The organism is Pseudoduganella sp. RAF19, assembly GCF_052114165.1.
Lineage (GTDB): Bacteria > Pseudomonadota > Gammaproteobacteria > Burkholderiales > Burkholderiaceae_D > Rugamonas.
Window position 1 is genome coordinate 567,005 of sequence record NZ_JBFREF010000001.1, and the last position, 15,613, is coordinate 582,617.

At 63.7% G+C, this 15,613-nt stretch carries 15 protein-coding genes; 8 read left to right on the top strand and 7 right to left on the bottom strand.

The genetic code is table 11. From position 1 onward, the window contains the following. The first annotated feature begins 10 nt into the window (after positions 1-10). A complete protein-coding gene (locus AB4Z19_RS02750) occupies positions 11-1,438 on the top strand; it encodes a hypothetical protein (RefSeq protein ID WP_442022711.1) in 1,428 nt (475 codons plus the stop codon). A 1-nt stretch (position 1,439) separates the two neighbouring features. Here the strand turns inward: AB4Z19_RS02750 and AB4Z19_RS02755 are convergent, their stop codons facing one another. The 7 genes from AB4Z19_RS02755 to AB4Z19_RS02785 form a co-directional block, all read right to left on the bottom strand. Then, entirely contained in the window at positions 1,440-2,531 is a 1,092-nt protein-coding gene (locus AB4Z19_RS02755; protein ID WP_442022710.1) for a porin, read from the bottom strand. A 72-nt stretch (positions 2,532-2,603) separates the two neighbouring features. After that, on the bottom strand, positions 2,604-3,890 hold the full coding sequence (locus AB4Z19_RS02760) for a dicarboxylate/amino acid:cation symporter (protein ID WP_442022709.1): 1,287 nt from the start codon (positions 3,888-3,890) through the stop codon (positions 2,604-2,606). A 19-nt stretch (positions 3,891-3,909) separates the two neighbouring features. Next, positions 3,910-4,251, bottom strand: coding sequence for a cupin domain-containing protein (locus AB4Z19_RS02765; protein ID WP_442022708.1), 342 nt, complete (start codon positions 4,249-4,251; stop codon positions 3,910-3,912). Then, positions 4,248-5,237, bottom strand: a complete 990-nt coding sequence (locus AB4Z19_RS02770) for a quinone oxidoreductase family protein (protein WP_442022707.1) — start codon at positions 5,235-5,237, stop codon at positions 4,248-4,250. Before AB4Z19_RS02770 ends, AB4Z19_RS02765 begins: the two co-directional genes overlap by 4 nt. A gap of 20 nt (positions 5,238-5,257) precedes the next feature. Beyond that, complete coding sequence (locus AB4Z19_RS02775; protein ID WP_442022706.1) at positions 5,258-6,133, bottom strand: 3-keto-5-aminohexanoate cleavage protein; 876 nt, start codon at positions 6,131-6,133, stop codon at positions 5,258-5,260. Then, the gene (locus AB4Z19_RS02780) at positions 6,130-6,900 is read right to left on the bottom strand and encodes an SDR family NAD(P)-dependent oxidoreductase (RefSeq protein WP_442022705.1); all 771 of its coding nucleotides are present in this window, start codon (positions 6,898-6,900) and stop codon (positions 6,130-6,132) included. Before AB4Z19_RS02780 ends, AB4Z19_RS02775 begins: the two co-directional genes overlap by 4 nt. A 9-nt stretch (positions 6,901-6,909) precedes the next feature. Next, positions 6,910-7,800 (bottom strand): dioxygenase family protein, encoded by an 891-nt coding sequence (locus AB4Z19_RS02785; protein ID WP_442022704.1) that lies wholly within the window; start codon positions 7,798-7,800, stop codon positions 6,910-6,912. Between the two features lie 168 nt (positions 7,801-7,968). On the opposite strand from AB4Z19_RS02785, the gene AB4Z19_RS02790 reads away from it, so the two are divergent. The 7 genes from AB4Z19_RS02790 (at position 7,969) to AB4Z19_RS02820 (ending at position 15,598) form a co-directional block, all read left to right on the top strand. Further along, entirely contained in the window at positions 7,969-8,997 is a 1,029-nt protein-coding gene (locus AB4Z19_RS02790) for a LacI family DNA-binding transcriptional regulator (RefSeq protein ID WP_442034185.1), read from the top strand. Between the two features lie 111 nt (positions 8,998-9,108). Next, positions 9,109-10,791 carry a methyl-accepting chemotaxis protein gene (locus AB4Z19_RS02795; protein WP_442022702.1) on the top strand — a complete coding sequence of 561 codons (1,683 nt, stop codon included), beginning with the start codon at positions 9,109-9,111 and terminating at the stop codon, positions 10,789-10,791. Positions 10,792-10,889: 98 nt separating this feature from the next. After that, on the top strand, positions 10,890-11,516 hold the full coding sequence (locus AB4Z19_RS02800) for a dienelactone hydrolase family protein (RefSeq protein ID WP_442034187.1): 627 nt from the start codon (positions 10,890-10,892) through the stop codon (positions 11,514-11,516). Positions 11,517-11,561: 45 nt separating this feature from the next. Beyond that, positions 11,562-12,446, top strand: coding sequence for a CHAD domain-containing protein (locus tag AB4Z19_RS02805; protein ID WP_442034188.1), 885 nt, complete (start codon positions 11,562-11,564; stop codon positions 12,444-12,446). Positions 12,447-12,504: 58 nt separating this feature from the next. After that, positions 12,505-13,530 (top strand): phospholipase, encoded by a 1,026-nt coding sequence (locus tag AB4Z19_RS02810; protein WP_442034190.1) that lies wholly within the window; start codon positions 12,505-12,507, stop codon positions 13,528-13,530. Beyond that, complete coding sequence (locus tag AB4Z19_RS02815) at positions 13,530-15,059, top strand: peptidylprolyl isomerase (RefSeq protein ID WP_442025874.1); 1,530 nt, start codon at positions 13,530-13,532, stop codon at positions 15,057-15,059. Before AB4Z19_RS02810 ends, AB4Z19_RS02815 begins: the two co-directional genes overlap by 1 nt. After that, a complete protein-coding gene (locus AB4Z19_RS02820; RefSeq protein WP_442025875.1) occupies positions 15,056-15,598 on the top strand; it encodes a hypothetical protein in 543 nt (180 codons plus the stop codon). Before AB4Z19_RS02815 ends, AB4Z19_RS02820 begins: the two co-directional genes overlap by 4 nt. Positions 15,599-15,613 lie beyond the last annotated feature (15 nt).

Below are 15,613 nucleotides of genomic sequence, written 5' to 3' on the forward strand. Positions count from 1 at the left end.
AGGAGAATCCATGGCGCTGCAGCTCAGAAAATCCATCGTTCGCAATACCGCGCTCAATAGCGTGCTGTGCCTGGGCGTGAGCCTCGGGCTGGCCTGGCTGAATGGGATGTCGGGCATGGACGCGTCCAGCGCGCTCTGGCTGGCGGCGCTGGTGGGCGGTACGGCGGCGGGTTCGGCCTGGTACGCCACGCAGAGGATCAAGCAAGGCATTCTGAGGCCGCTCTCGCGCCGCGTGGCTTATGTGCGCGTGCAGCGCGACCATGCGCCGTTGGAAGTGGACTGGAGCGGGATTGACGATTATGCATCTCAGCTCGAAACGCGCGGCTTCCATTCGCTGGGGGATTTCACGACGCTCGCCAAGTCCAACGCCATGGTGGGCGTGGCCGCCATTTTTTCGGATGCGGCGGGCACCATCCTGATCGAAGTGCAGCAGTTGCAGATGAAGGCTGCAGCCGGCAAAACCCCGGTGCGCGATGGCATTTACTTCAGCATCAATTCGCTGGTCGGCGGCGTGATCCGCGTGGTCACCTGCAACCATCCGGTGCAGGCGGCCAATTACATGATTCGCGGCGACCACGATGTGAAGGCGTCATATCCCGGCCTGGGCTTGCTGGCGCTGCTGGACAAGCACCAGCGCATGCTGGAACGCTTGCGCGAAAAGACGGGCAAGGCACCAAGCGAAGGACTGAGTGCTTACCGCCATATTCTGATGATCCGCGAAGCGCAAACGCAGGCGTCGCGCCGCATCGGTGCCATGAGCGGCCTGGCGCTTGCCAACGCCATCGACGCTTTCGAGGCCGATCCGCAAACGCGCTGGGCGCCAGCGTCGGCTGACATGAAGGCGCTGCCGAGCCGTGAACTGGAAGCGCTGGACGCGGAGTATGGCGCGGAGTCGCAGCCTGCGCTGGTCGATGCGCCGGCCGATGTGCCAGGCGGCACACCATCCGATGCGCCGGTGGCGTCAACCTCCGATGAGGCGGAAGATGGCATGGCGGACCTGGCCGAATACCTGTATCAGAGGGCGCTGAAAGGCGCTAACTGGTTCTACTGGATTGCCGGACTTTCCTTGCTCAACATCGTGCTGGCTTTCCTTGGCAGTAGCTGGGGCTTTGCGCTGGGACTGGGGGCAAGCGAATTGCTCTCCGGCCTTGCGCGCCGCTCGGCCGGTCCGGAAACGGGACTGCTGTTTGGCGGCAGCATCGCCGTCTGCGCATTGTTCGCGGTATTCGGCTGGCTGGGACGGCGCCTGTCCCTGACCGCCTTCACGGCGGGCATCGTGCTGCTGGCGCTGGATTCGCTGGTGTTCCTCGTGATGGTGGACTTCGTGGGCATCTTGTTCCACGTCGTCGCGCTGTACTACTTGTGGCGCGGGCTGCGGGCCGCGCGCCTGATCCGCGTGAGCACGGAACTGTATCGACAGTCCCGTGCCGCCGGATGAATCAGAAGTAGTGGCGCAGACCCAGTGAAGCGCCGCGCAAGGTGGCGCCCGGGCTGACGGTCAAGGGATTGATCGGATAGTCATACACCGCGTTCTTCTCGTTATGCAGATGAACGTAGTACAGGAATACGCTGGTGCGCTTTGACAGCGAATAATCGTCGCCAATCGTGTACTCCGTCGCGCCGGTATCCGGACCTTTCTTCAGGAAGCCGATCTTGGGCGTCGTGCTGCTGCCCGAGCCGTCATTGGCGCGGGTTGCGGTCAGACGCAGCTGGTGTGCGCCCAATTGGTGGGTCAGCGCCACGAAGAATGCATTGCGTTTCAGGTCACCGGTTGGCGTTTCGTATTTCAGGTGCTCAGCCACCGCGGCGAGGCGCGTGTCGCCGAATCGATAAGCGGCGCCGATCTTGCTGCCCTGATCCTTCAGGCCCGGACCCTGATATGCATGATGGATCTCAGTGGCCGCGGTCAGATACCACGGACCCTGATCGAAAATCACCGCCGCCGATGTCAGCGAAGGATGCGCGCCGTTTGCCGGACGTTCCTCACTCAGGCCGTGCGTCAGGCGCAGTTGTACGCCATTCCACGTCGGCGACCAGTAATGCACGCTGTTGGACTGGCGGCGGTCGAAGGACGACACATTGCTGACGTTATCGACGTCTGCGCCCGAACCGTTGGCCATCAGGTTCATATAGCCGCCGGTAGTGGGATACCAGGGATCGAGGCCGGAAGTGGCGCCGTTGTAGGCGGTAATCCAATGGCCGCCGAACAGCGTGCCCCATCTTCCTTCAAGGCCGACGCAGGTGTCGCGCGCGGCGATTGCGCCTTCACCGGTGTCCGGCGAGATGGTGCCTTCAATCTGGAAGATGGCCTTGTTGCCGTCGCCCAGATCTTCCGAGCCGCGGAAACCGATTACGGAACGGTTGTTGACTTCACGCGTGACGGACACGCTCTGGCCAGCCGAATTGGCCGATGTGCGCATATTCTCTATCGCGATGTTCAGACGGCCGTAAATCTGCACGTTCGAGGTCTGGGCCATGGCGCAGCCAGCGCCGGTGGCCAGCAGGGCGGCCGTAACTACTTGCTTCTTCATTCAAATGCTCCTTATATTTATTTTGAGAGTATTCCGAATCAGGCGTAAAGGCGATTACCCAAAAGAGGGGATTCAGCGAATGACGTCGAGTTTTTCGCGATTCAGTTCGCCTTCCCAGCGCGCCATGACCACCGTGGCGACGCCGTTGCCGATCATGTTGACCAGTGCGCGCGCTTCGCTCATGAAGCGGTCGATGCCGAGAATCAGGCCCATGCCCGCCACCGGAATCGCGGGAACAACGGCCAGCGTCCCCACCAGCGCAATGAAGGATGCGCCCTGCACACCGCTGGCGCCTTTCGATGTCAGCATCGCCACCGCGAAGATGGCCAGTTGCTGTGCGATCGACAGATCGGTGTTGGTCGCCTGCGCCACGAACAGCGCTGCCATCGTCATATAGATGCTGGTGCCGTCCGTGTTGAAGGTATAGCCAGTGGGGACGATCAGACCGACCAGCGGCTTCGAGCAGCCCAGCTTTTCCAGCTTGGCCATCAGCGTCGGCAAGGCCGTGTCGGACGAGCTGGTGCCGAACACCAGGAAAATCTCTTCCTTGATATAGGCCAGGAACTTGACGATGCTGAAACCCGACAGCCGCGCAATCACACCCAGCACAATGAACACGAACAGGAATGACGTCAGATAGAAAGTGCCGATCAGTTTGAGCAGCGGGCCAAGCGACAGTACGCCGTATTTGCCGACCGTGAACGCCATCGCGCCGAACGCGCCAATGGGAGCAAAGCGCATGATGAAGTTGATGGCGCCGAAGACCGCATGCGAGGCCGTTTCGATCAGGCTGGTAATCGGCCTGGCGCGCTCGCCCAGCGCGGACAGGGCGAAGCCGAACAGCAGGGAAATCAGCAGCACCTGCAGCACATCGCCCTTGGTGAAGGCGTCCGCCACGGTGGTGGGAATGATGTTGAGCAGGAAGTCGCTGGTGGTCATCGATTTTGCCTTGCCCACGTATTCCGCCACAGCCTTGCCGTCCAGCGTGGCCGGGTTGACGTTGAAGCCGTCGCCGGGACGGACCCAGTTGCCGACTGCCATGCCGATGAACAGGGCCAGGGTGGACACCAGCTCAAAGTAGAGCAGGGCCTTGCAGCCGATGCGTCCGACCTTGCGGATGTCCTGCATGCCTGCGATGCCGTTGACCACCGTGCAGAATACGATGGGGCCGATCAGCATCTTGATCAACTTGATGAAGCCGTCGCCGAAGCCTTTCATGTCGACGGCCAGTTTGGCGTCGTAGTGGCCGAGCAGGATGCCGATCGTGATGGCGATCAGCACCTGCACGTACAGGATTTTGTAGAAAGGCTTGCGGCGAGGCGGTGCTGCAGATGCGATGGATGCGTCCGTGCTAATCATGTCTCCTCCAAGAGTTAAGTTATTTCGCTGCGTACGGCATTGCGAGCAGGATCGAGGCCGGGGCATTGGTCTTGTTTTTCAGAGCCCGTTTCTCGTTCGGCGCCAGGCGCGCCGAATCGAATTTGCGCAGTGTGTGTTCTCCTTCTTCGGTAATGATGGTGACCTCGCCCTCCAGCACCACGTAAAACTTCTCTACGCCGGAGCCGTCAAGGGAGGTGCCGCCACCGGGCAGCAGGTGCGATAGCCCAAGCCACAGCACGTCCGACGGCCCGGCTTCCTGCCCCTGAAGGCGCAGGCAGTGCATGCCCTCGTGGTTGGGCGGGAAGTAGGCCCTGGCTTCCGCGTAGCGCGTGACGTTCATTCCGCCAGCCCTGGCTGCAGCACCACGCGCTCGCGTGCGCCGGACAGTACGGCGCGGTAGCCTTTGACTGCGTCCGCCAGCGTGTAAGTGGTTTCCTTCGGCACGGGGAAAGGCTTCAGCGTGCCGTCTTCAAAGCCCGGTTTGAGCTGATCGAGGATGCGCGCGCAGGCCAGCGAGTCCAGTGCCAGGGTGTCGATGCCGACATAGGTATGCTGGCCCCGGTAGAAGGCGAAAATGTCGAACGGTACGGCGCGGTCGATAGTCGAAATGAAGATCTGGCGGCCACCCACGGCCAGCGCGTTATTGGCCGCCTCGAAATAGGGGCTGCCGACGGTGTTGTAGACGATGTCTGCGCCATGGCCGCGGGTCTGCCCGCGCACATGGGCCGCGATGTCGGTGTGCTCGGCGGAGATCATGTCGATCTTCGAATTGGCGTGGCCGATGTAAGCCTCGTTGCCGCGTTCCACCGCGAACACGCGCGCGCCGGCGCGCGTTGCCAGTTGTACCGTGGCCTGGCCCACCTTGCCGTTGCCGCCCATGACCAGCACCACATCGCCCGCCTGCGGCAAGCCCGCGCGGCGCAAGCCTTCGTAAGCCGTGATGAAAGGCACGCCGATGGCGCCCGCTTCCAGCAGGGAGATGTTGTTCGGCTTGATGCGCACGGCGGCTGCGTCCAGCACCAGATAGCGTGCGTGCGTGCCATCGCGCCGGATACCCAGTTCGCCGCCGCTGCCCCAGACTTCCTGGCCCACCAGTTCGTCCGGTCCGTCGATAACCACACCGGCATAATCGCGTCCCGGTGTGCGCGGCCACACCGCATGCGGCATGGCGCCCAGCGCCGCCTTCACATCGCTTGGGTTCACGCCCGCGCTGTGGACTTCGATCACGCATTGTCCCGGCAATGCTTTGGGACGGGCGGTCTTTTGCAGCGATGGCTCCAGCAGATCGATATGCAGGGCTTTTTCGGTGATGCGTACGGTATTCATTGATGCTCCTTCGTGAAAAATCAGATTTGTTTGAGGCCGAGGATGTCGCGCGCTTCCTGCGGCGAGGCAATGTCGCCGCCCAGCGATTCGACGATCAGGCGGGCGCGCGCCACCAGCTCGGCGTTGTCCCTGGCCAGCTTGCCCTTGCTGATGTAAAGGTTGTCCTCGAAGCCGACGCGCACATGGCCGCCCAGCAGCCAGGCTTGCGCCACCATGGGGAATTCCTGGCGGCCGATGCCGAAGCCCGTCCATTGCGCGCCACGCGGCAGCTGGCTCGCGGCGTAGGCCATCGTTGCGGGCGTGGCGGAGAAGCCGTACTTCACGCCCAGCACGAGGCTGAACAGGCCGGGGCCTTCCAGTACGCCTTCCCTGATCAGGTCATGCGCCATATTCAGGTCGCCCGAGTCGAACAGTTCAATCTCAGGCTTCACGCCGGCGGCGCGAATCACCTTGGCCATGCGCGCCACATTGGCGGGGGTGTTGATGACCACGTCCGGACCGGAGTTCATGGTGTTCAGGTCGAGCGTGGCGATGTCCGGACGCAGCGCGGAGATGTGTTCGACGCGGCGCTCGGGCGCCATCAGGGTGCTGCCGGGCGCGGCGATTTGCGGGTTATCCGGGCTGGGGATGAAGCGCCCGCCCGGTCCCGTGGTCAGGTTGATGATCAGCTGCTTGTTGCGCGAGCGGATGCGTTCCATCACTTCGGCGTAATGCGCCAGTTCCATCGACGGCAGTCCGGTTTCGGGAGCGCGCACGTGGATGTGCACGGCCGCCGCACCCGCATCGGCCGCATCCAGGCAGGCCTGAGCGATCTGCGCGGGCGTGATGGGCAAGTCCGGGTGCATGCCCGGCTTGACGATATTGCCGGTGATGGCGCAAGTGATGATGGTGCTCATGGCTTGGCTCCCAGGTGGCGGCCGCCGTCGACCTGGATCACGCTGCCGGTGGTGAAGAGCAGGGTGGTGGCGCAGGCTTCCACGGCGGCGGCGATATCGTCCGGCAGGCCGATGCGCTGCAGCGGCGTGGTGGCGGCCTGCTTGTCGTTAAAGCCGGCGTCGCGGCCCGGCACGAAGGGACTGTCCACCACGCCGGGCGACACGTTGATCATGCGGATCTGCGGCGCCAGCGCGCGGCCCAGCGAGGTGCACATCGCGTCCAGCCCGGCCTTGGCGGCGACGTAGGCGACGTTGCTGCCGATGCCCGTGGTGCCGGCGATGGAAGAGATATTCACCACCAGCCCCTTCCCGCTTTCCTTCAGCAGCGGCGCAAAGGCGCGGATGGTGGAGAACACACCGCGCCAGTTGGCGGTGAAGATTTCGTCGATGACTTCGTCGCTCAGCGCCTCCAGGTCGTGATGGGGAATGGCGCGCGTCATGCCCGCCGAGTTGACGAGGATGTCGCAGTGGCCGTAGCGTTCGCGCACCTGCGCCGCTGCTTCGCGCAGCGTGGTGCTGATACCGGTGTCGGCGACGATGGCGCAATGGCCGTTGCCCGGCAGGTCGCTGGCGCGCGCCTGCAGTGCGGAGAGTCCGTCGCGTCCCAGCAGCACAAGCTGCGCACCTTGCCGCGCAAGGCGAATGGCGGAGGCATAGCCGATGGCGCCTGCGCCGCCCGCGACGACGGCCACCTGGCCAGCCAGCGGGCCATGGATTTTCTCGTTCATGGGACTTCCTTATTTGATCGGTGGTTCGGGGAAGCAGCACACGCCGCGCTCAAGCACGAAGTCGTACTGCAAGGTGTAGTGAGGTTCGTCCGTGCCCGGTGCCGGCTGGTGCGGTTTGAACTGGCCCACCAGACGCTTGGTCACGCCGAATACCACGTCGCTGTGCAGGTGCTCGGCGTCGTCGGCAAAGACCTGGGTGATCAGGGTCTTGAAGCCTTCATGCGACACCATGAAGTGCACATGGGCGGGACGCATGCAGTGGCGGTTCTGGGCGCGCAGCAGCGCGCCGGTCGGGCCATGCGTCGGTACGGGGTAGCCGGCGGGACGCACGGTGCGGAAGTGGTAGCGGCCATCCGCATCCGTGGTGAAGCGGCCGCGCAGGTTCATCGCCGGCTGGTGCTCGTCCTGGTTCTCGTACAAGCCGACCGGCGAGGCTTGCCACACATCGACAGTGGCCCCTGCAACCGGCTTGCCATCGACATCGCACACATGGCCGGACACGCGCATGGTCGGACCCGGCACATCGCAGCGGGCGATATCGTCGCCGTTTTTGCACTCCGGTGAATTGGCGCGCCAGAACGGGCCGAGCAGGGCGGCGGCGGTCTGCCCTTCCTGTTCCGGGTTGTTGCGCAGGGCCACGAGGGTGGAGATGCCCAGCACGTCCGCCGCGAGAATTACTTCGTTGTGGCAGTCGTTGGTGTGCTGGCCAATGGCAACCAGGAAGCGCACCGCTTCTTCGAATTCCGGTTCGGTCAGGTCCACGTCGCGAATGAAATCGTGCATGTGCTGTACGAAGCTGGCCATCACCTGGCGCAGGCGGGCATTGCTGGTATCGGCCATCGCGGCGATGGCGATGGGCGTGACCGAAGCTTCTCCGTCGATGAGGTGGTTGATGCTCATAAGTCTCCTCTGCGTTCTTGTTTATGCGAACGTTCGCGTAAAGCTAGATTAGCATTTCGACAGGCTAAGTCAACACGGTATTTCTACGGTGTGTCAAAATGTGTTGCGTTTAACGCGAACGTTCGCATGTGCGACAATGACAATATTGCAGCCAAAAGAGGAAGCCGCATGCAACAAAAGAAGATGACGCTGAAGGGACTGGCACAGATCCTTGGCGTCCATCCATCGACGGTAGGGCGCGTGATGGACCCCGACACGCGCCACATGGTGGGCGAGGCGGTCGCCGCACGCGTGCTGAAGGAAGCGGCCAGGCATGGCTACCGTCCCAACAAGATTGCAGCGGCGCTGCGCACGCGGCGCTCCAACATCGTCGGCGTGATCCTGCCCGACATCACCAACCCGGTGTTCCCGCCCATCGTGCTCGGCATCGAGGACGAATTGCGCAAGCATGGCTACGTTGCGCTCGTGACCAATGCGGGCGAAGATCCGGTGCAGCAGCGCTTCGTGGTCGACCAGCTGCTGGCGCGCCAGTGCGATGCGCTGATCCTGGCCACGGCCACGCGCGACGATTCCGTGATTTCCTATTGCCTTGAAGCGGGCATTTCGGCCGTGACGGTGAATCGCGGCGAGGATGCGGGGCGCGTGTCCAGCGTGGTGAACGACGAAATGGCCGGCATGCGCATGGCTGTCGAATACCTGTTCAAGCTGGGACATCGCCGCATCGTGCACCTGGTCGGTCCGCAGAATCTCTCCACCGGCCATCTGCGCCGCGAAGGCTTTGTGCAAGCCATGGAAGCGCAAGGCGTGAAGCGCGAAGACTTGTGGATGGTCGAATGCAGCGCTTACTCGCGCGAGGCGGGCAAGGCGGGCTGCGATGAGGCGCTGGCGCGCTATCCGAAGGCGACTGCCATCCTGGCCGGTAACGACTTGCTGGCACTGGGCTGCTATGACAGCTTGCGCGCGGCGGGCAAGCGCTGTCCCGAAGACGTTTCCGTGATCGGCCACAACGACATGCCGTTCGTGGACATGGTCAATCCTCCGCTGACAACGATCCGCATCTCCCACCACGCAATGGGCGTGCAGGCCGCCCAGCTCATTCTGCAGCGCCTGAACCAGTCCGCGGGCGCGGACATGGAAATCCGCATGAAGCCGGAACTGATCGTGCGCGCCTCAGTTGTGGCACCGGCTGCCAGATAAGTTACTTTTTTATCAAAACTGTGAGAAACTGTTGCTGCTTTGCGGCATCAGCTTGCGCACGGCAGCCACATCCACAATACTTGAAGACCCGCGCCCTTTAAATTCAATAACATGACTATCACGAAGCGATTGACCTTGACCCTTGCGGTCGCCTTGTTCGCCCTGATTTTTGTCGGCGCCAACGGAATTTGGCAGATTAATGCTGCACAGCAGCGATTGACTTTAGTGCAGTCCCGCCTGATCCCGAGTATCCACGGCCTGAACGCCGCCAAAGGCGCGCTGGCTGACAGCCGCCTGGCCGGCTACCGTCTCTCCGTCTTCTCCAACCTGCCGGACAAAACGGCGCTGGACAAGGCCTACAACGATGCCCACGCCAAGTTCGATGAAGTGATCGCCACCTACGAAAAAGAGCACATCTACGACGAAACCGACCGCAAGATGCTGGAGCAGGATCGCGCGAACATGGCGGCCTACCGCCAGGCGTTGACCCCGTTCGTGGCCGGCGCCCATTCCGGCGATATGGACGCGGTGCGCGCCACCCTGGTCGCCGGTACGCCGCTGGCCCTGACCGCCGCCGCCGTCAAGAAGGGCCTGGACGATCACATCGACTACAACAACAAGCTGATTGAGCAAGTGCGCACGGAAAGCGATGCGGCTTATTCGTCCGCGCAGCGCACGCTGATTATCGTGATCGTGCTGGCCGTGCTGGTGACTGCGGTCCTGGGCTATCAGCTGCTGAGCGTCATCAGCGGCAGCCTGAAGACCATCCGCGGCACGCTGGAGGATGTGAGCGAATCGCTGGACCTGACGCACCAGGTGCCGGTGGAGCGCATGGACGAAATCGGCCACACCGCCACGGCCTTCAACAAGCTGCTGGGCCAGATTGCGGGCGTGGTCGGCACGGCGCGCGCGTCGGCCGATGCGGTGAGCACGGCGTCGCACCAGATCGCAGCAGGCACGGGCGACCTGTCCACCCGCACTTCGCAGCAGGCGGCGTCGCTGGAAGAGACGGCATCGTCGATGGAAGAGCTGACTTCGACCGTGAGCCAGAACTCGGACAACGCACGCCAGGCGAATCAGCTGGCGCAATCGGCATCCGAAGTGGCGCAGCAGGGCGGTACGGTGGTCGAACAGGTGATCGTCACCATGGACTCGATCAACGATTCCTCGCGCAAGATCGTGGACATCATATCTGTGATCGACGGCATCGCGTTCCAGACCAATATCCTGGCCCTGAACGCGGCCGTTGAAGCCGCGCGCGCGGGTGAGCAGGGCCGCGGTTTCGCGGTCGTTGCAACCGAAGTGCGCAACCTGGCGCAACGCTCGGCGGCGGCTGCGAAAGAGATCAAGGTGCTGATTGGCGATTCGGTTGAGAAAGTCGAATCGGGCACGAAGCTGGTGCAGCAGGCCGGTTCCACCATGCACGACGTGGTGGCCAGCATCAAGCAGGTGACCGATATCGTGGCTGAAATCAGTGCCGCAACCTCCGAGCAGAACGCCGGCATCGCCCAGGTGCACCAGGCCGTCACGCAGATGGACCGTGTGACGCAGGAAAACGCCGCCCTGGTCGAAGAAACCGCCGCCGCCTCGCAAGCCATGCGCGAGCAGGCCGCGACACTGGCGCAAGCCGTCAGCGCGTTCAAGATCGGCGTTGCCCACGCCGCAGCCCCGGCTGCGCCGCTCAGGATGCCGGCGCGTCCCGCGGCACCTGCACACGCCGTCGCCGTACGCCCGGCGCGCGCGAAAAAAGTCGCCAACGCCCCTCGCAACGAAAGCGAGTGGGAAGAGTTCTAAGCCGCGTCCCGGGCCGGCGCCGCCGGCCCAATTCGCGCACAATTCTGGCGACGCACGAATGGGCAAAGTGATAGATTGGTCTGCAGGGAGGGCACGCCATGCAGCGACTGGTCTCGATCAAGCTGAGCGCTGCCGAGTTGGAGGGCATGCTGGAGGTGCCGGATGGCGCCAGCAAAGTCGTGCTGTTCGCCCATGGCAGCGGTAGCAGCCGCTTCAGCTCCCGCAACAATTACGTCGCATCCGAATTGCGCAAAGCAGGCATCGGCACGTTGCTGATGGACTTGCTCACCGCTCCCGAAGAAGCCAATTACCCCGTCCGTTTCGATATTCCATTGCTGACCACGCGCCTCGGCCTGGCCTGCGATCTGCTGCGCACGGAACCGGAAACGCTGTCTCTGCCGGTTGGCCTGTTTGGCGCCAGCACCGGCGCGGCCGCGGCACTTCAGCTGGCGGCCGAACGGCTGAGCGAGATCGCCTCCGTGGTGTCGCGCGGGGGTCGGCCCGATCTCGCGGGCAAACAGGCGCTGGCGACCGTGCAGGCGCCGACATTGCTCATTGTTGGCGGCCATGACGACGGGGTCATCGGCCTCAATCAGGAAGCCTTCGCGGTGCTGAATTGCGAGAAAGAACTAGCCATTGTTCCAGGTGCTACACATCTGTTCGAAGAGTCGGGCACGCTGGAAAAAGTGGCGCGGTTGGCGCGGGATTGGTTCGCCGAACACTAACGGCTCCTCACTCAGGCGTATGATTGCTTGCTGGAGGAACGCAACGTGAAAAAACCTGTTCATGCACAGCCGCTGGAGCTGGAAGAGGGCATGACGGTCGAGCAGGCCGCCCATGCCATCATGTTGAATTGCCTGGACCAGATCGAGGGCAACCGCGGTGGCGTCGCCAGCGCGCATTCGCCGGAATCGGTGCACCAGATGCGCGTGGGGCTGCGGCGATTGCGCTCGGCGCTGAAGCTGTTCGAGGATGTGATCCGTCCCGGCACGCGCCTGGACCGCGAAATCGAATGGCTGGGCAGCGAGCTGGGTCCGGCGCGCGATTGGGATGTGCTGGGCACCCATCTGCCACGCAACGCCGAGCTGCAACCGCTGCGCCGCGCCGTGCGCCTGCATGCGCGGCAGATGCGCGTGGGGGCGGCGGCGGCGGTAGCGTCGAAACGCTACGACGGGCTACTGCATTCGCTCCATCACTTCATCGATACTTCGGCCTGGCGTAAATCGGCAACGGATGGGCAGGTGAAAACCCTGGCGCGTCCCGCCACCAGGTTTGCGGATGGCGCTTTGAAGAAGGCGCGCAAGCGCGTCGAGAAGCGCGGCGCGAAGCTGGAGAATGGCACGCCGCGTTCGCGCCATCGCTTGCGCATAGCGATGAAGAAGCTGCGCTACACCACTGAATTTTTCGAATCGCTGGCAGGCCGCAAGCGCACCAGGCGCGCGCTGGAAGGCATGTCGTCGCTGCAGGATTGGCTGGGCTGGATCAACGACGTCGCGGTGGCTGATGGCTTATTACAACACTTCCATCAGACCGAGCCGGAGCTGGATCAGCAAGCCGGTTTCGCGCGCGGCTATCTGGCGGCCGAGCTGGAAGAGCGCGTCCGCAAATTGTCAAGAGAGTGGAAGAAAGCCTCAGTCATTGCATTGTCACATTGACCCCTTATCGTTGCTTACTTACTATCTAGCACGACCGTTCAATAACAAGGGGATACCGATGAAAAATGGATGGATGGCCGCAGCACTGGCGCTGACTGTATTCGCAGCAAGCGCACCCGCGCAGGCATGGCAGCAGGAGACGCATCGCCGCATCGTGCTCGACGCGGTGAGCTATATGAAGAACAACCCCGGCACCACCAATTACAACAAGCTGCTCGCAGGCGTAACGCGCGCGGGCTACAGCATCGATCAATTCGCCGCAGCCCTGGGACAGGGCGCTTACGATGTGGATGATTTCGCCGACACTTATATCTGCGGCGCGACCACCGGCAACTGCCAGCTGGCGCCGGTGTGGGGCGCGGGGGCGAGCATCGTGAAGTACACGTCTTACTGGCACTTCCAGAATCACACTGCCGGCCGTGATGTGCACGGCAATCCCTTCGGCGGCTATAACTACGCCAAGCTGACGGTGGCGGGCGATATCGATAATATGGCCGCAGCATGGCTGTATGGCGATTACCTCGATGACGGCGCGGGCGGGCTGAAAGGCTGGTTCGGCGACGGCAGCAAATACAACGCCTACGGTATCACCGAAGCCCACTATCGCCTGGGCGGCTACTCGACCGCCGACCAGTACGCGGACTTCGAAGCGGCGCCATTCCAGCCGATCGACAATCTGGGCCAATACTGGTTCTCGCAATTCCTGTCGCAGCCGACCGCCCAGAGCCTGGGTTTCGTGCTGCACACCACGGACCTGCTACAGCCACACCACACCTGGGCTACCTCCGCGCATGACCACGCAGGCTGGGAGCAGTGGGTGCTGGATTACTACGACAGCGAACACCTGAACGATCCGGCCCTGGTAGCTGCCGCGCTGTCGGACTTCACGCCGCTGGCATCGAACGCCAGCGATATCCGTGGCCTGCTGACGCAAGGCGGTACGTATTCGTACGCCAACGGCGGCATCGTGATTTCTTCCACCGACCATGGCGACCGCCGCCGCGTTGGCCAGCAAATGATTCCGCATTCGATCGCAATGGTGGTGCATGTGCTGAACCGCGCTGCGGAGCGTCTCGCTAACTGATGCGTACCTTCGCCGCACTCTCCGCACTCCTTGCGCTGGCCTCCGCGCCAGCGCGGGCGGACGTGAGCGCGCGGCCCAGCGATCCGGTCGTGGCGGCGCGCGTGAATGGCGAGCCGCTTTATGCTTTCACGGCGGAGACCATGCTACGTGTGGCGCGCCAGCGCGAACCTGCGGCGACGCGCACGGCGCTGATCGAGTCGCTGGTGCTTGACCGTTTGCTGGCGCCGGAAGCGCGTGAAATTGCACATCCGGTTCCGAGCGCGCAGGCAGTTGGCTTTGCACCGGATGTGGCGACGGAGGACAGGCTGGCGGCACTGCTGGCCGAGCGTCATCCCCCGGCGCTGGATATAGATGCTGTGCGCGACGTGACGGTATCGGACGGCGCGCTGGACGACATGCTGGGCAAGCCGGGCCAGCTACGGCTGGTGCTGGCGCTGGCGCCCGCGCAGCTGGAGCGGGCCAGGTCGATCCCGGTGGCGCGTTACACGCTGCCGGGTGACGCGGAACGCGAGCTTACGCTGTTTGATGTCTATCACCGCCAGAATGTGCAGGGCAGGGTGGCGCTGTTCAATCGGCAGCCGGGTTTCCTGCAGCAGCAGGCGCGCCAGGCGGTGGAGGTGCTGCATGTGGTGAATTGGGCTGTGCGCCAGTTCGGCGCGCTGGCCGTCAACGATTTGCGGCGCGCGCTGGATGATCAGGAAATCGTGATCGCCTTCCAGCGCCTGCACGGCATGGGCAGCGATACGGATTCCGGCAGCGCGGTGCTGGATGCGCTGGCTGCGCAGGTCAGTGCGGAGCAGATTCAGTTCTACTACGCCTCGCACAAGGAAGAATTTGCGCGTATCGAAAGCGTGCGCGCTCGCCATATGCGTCTAGAGGATGAGGACAACGCGCGTGGCGTGTTTGCGGCCTTGCAGTCGGGGGCGGATTTCGCCGCATTGGCGCGCAAGTATTCGCATGCCGATGATGCGAAGCAGGGCGGTGATCTTGGCTGGATAAGGCAGGACACGAAGCGCAGCTGGCTGGCCAATCTGGCTTTTGCGCAGGAACCGGGCAAAGCGTCACCGCCCGTGCGCGCGCCGGTTGGGCCGGATGACAAGGCTTATTGGGAAATCGTGCTGGTGGAGGCGCGCGAGATGGGCTATCACGCGGCCGATTCCGAAACAGTGCTCCATATCGCGCGCCGTGCGGTGGCGCGGCAGGTCGCGATCGCCATGTTTGCCGACATGCGCGCTTGCGCACTGCGCGCCGCCAGCGTTGAGCTGAACGCGAGCATGCTCGATCAGCCGCCAAGCGGCATCGAAGCACGCTGCACCTCCGCCGCCCAGGCAGCCGGCGCGACCACCGACGCGGCCACTGCCTCGACTAGCGCCGCTGTCATGGCCGCCGGCATCGCCACCGCCACCGCCGGTGCAGCGGCAGGCACCACTGCCGGCGCCGCGGATGCCACGGTGGCGCCGGAGGCGGTGCAGCGCCCTGCGTCCGCTTCCGGCGTGGCGGTGCCGACGATTGTGCGGACCGCTCGATGAAACGCATTCTGATCGCTGTAGGCGCGCTTGCCGTAGCGGCCGCGATCTGGGCTGGCCTGCCGGAAGGCGAACTGGCGCCCGCCGACCCAGTCGCCGCTGCCGAACCGCCTGCTCCCGCGGCGCCGCCACCGCCGCCGGCCGGACCGCCGGGCGTGCCACTCGCCCAGCAAAAGCAACCCGCGCGCGCGCCAGTGCCTGCTGTCGATACCAGCAACCCCGCCTGGCTGAGCATGGCAAAAGCGCGCGACGAGGGCGATCCGCGCACGCCGCCGCTGCAGCATGACGCCGCGCTGCAGCCGCAACCCGACCCTGCCCAGTTGGCCGATCCTAAAGCCTATCGCGACTTCGAACGCGCCCAGCATGAGCAAATGCTGGCGTCCTTTGTCGGCGCTTCCGGCGCGGAGGTGGACCGCCTGCGCACCGACCTCGAACGCGGCCGCGCTGAAGGCGTCTCGCCCGAGCAGCTGGCAAAGGCGGAAGAGAAAATCCGCCGCATCGAACAGCAAGCCGCGGCCGCATCCAAAAGCCTGCAGCACTGAGCGCTTGCCGCGCAA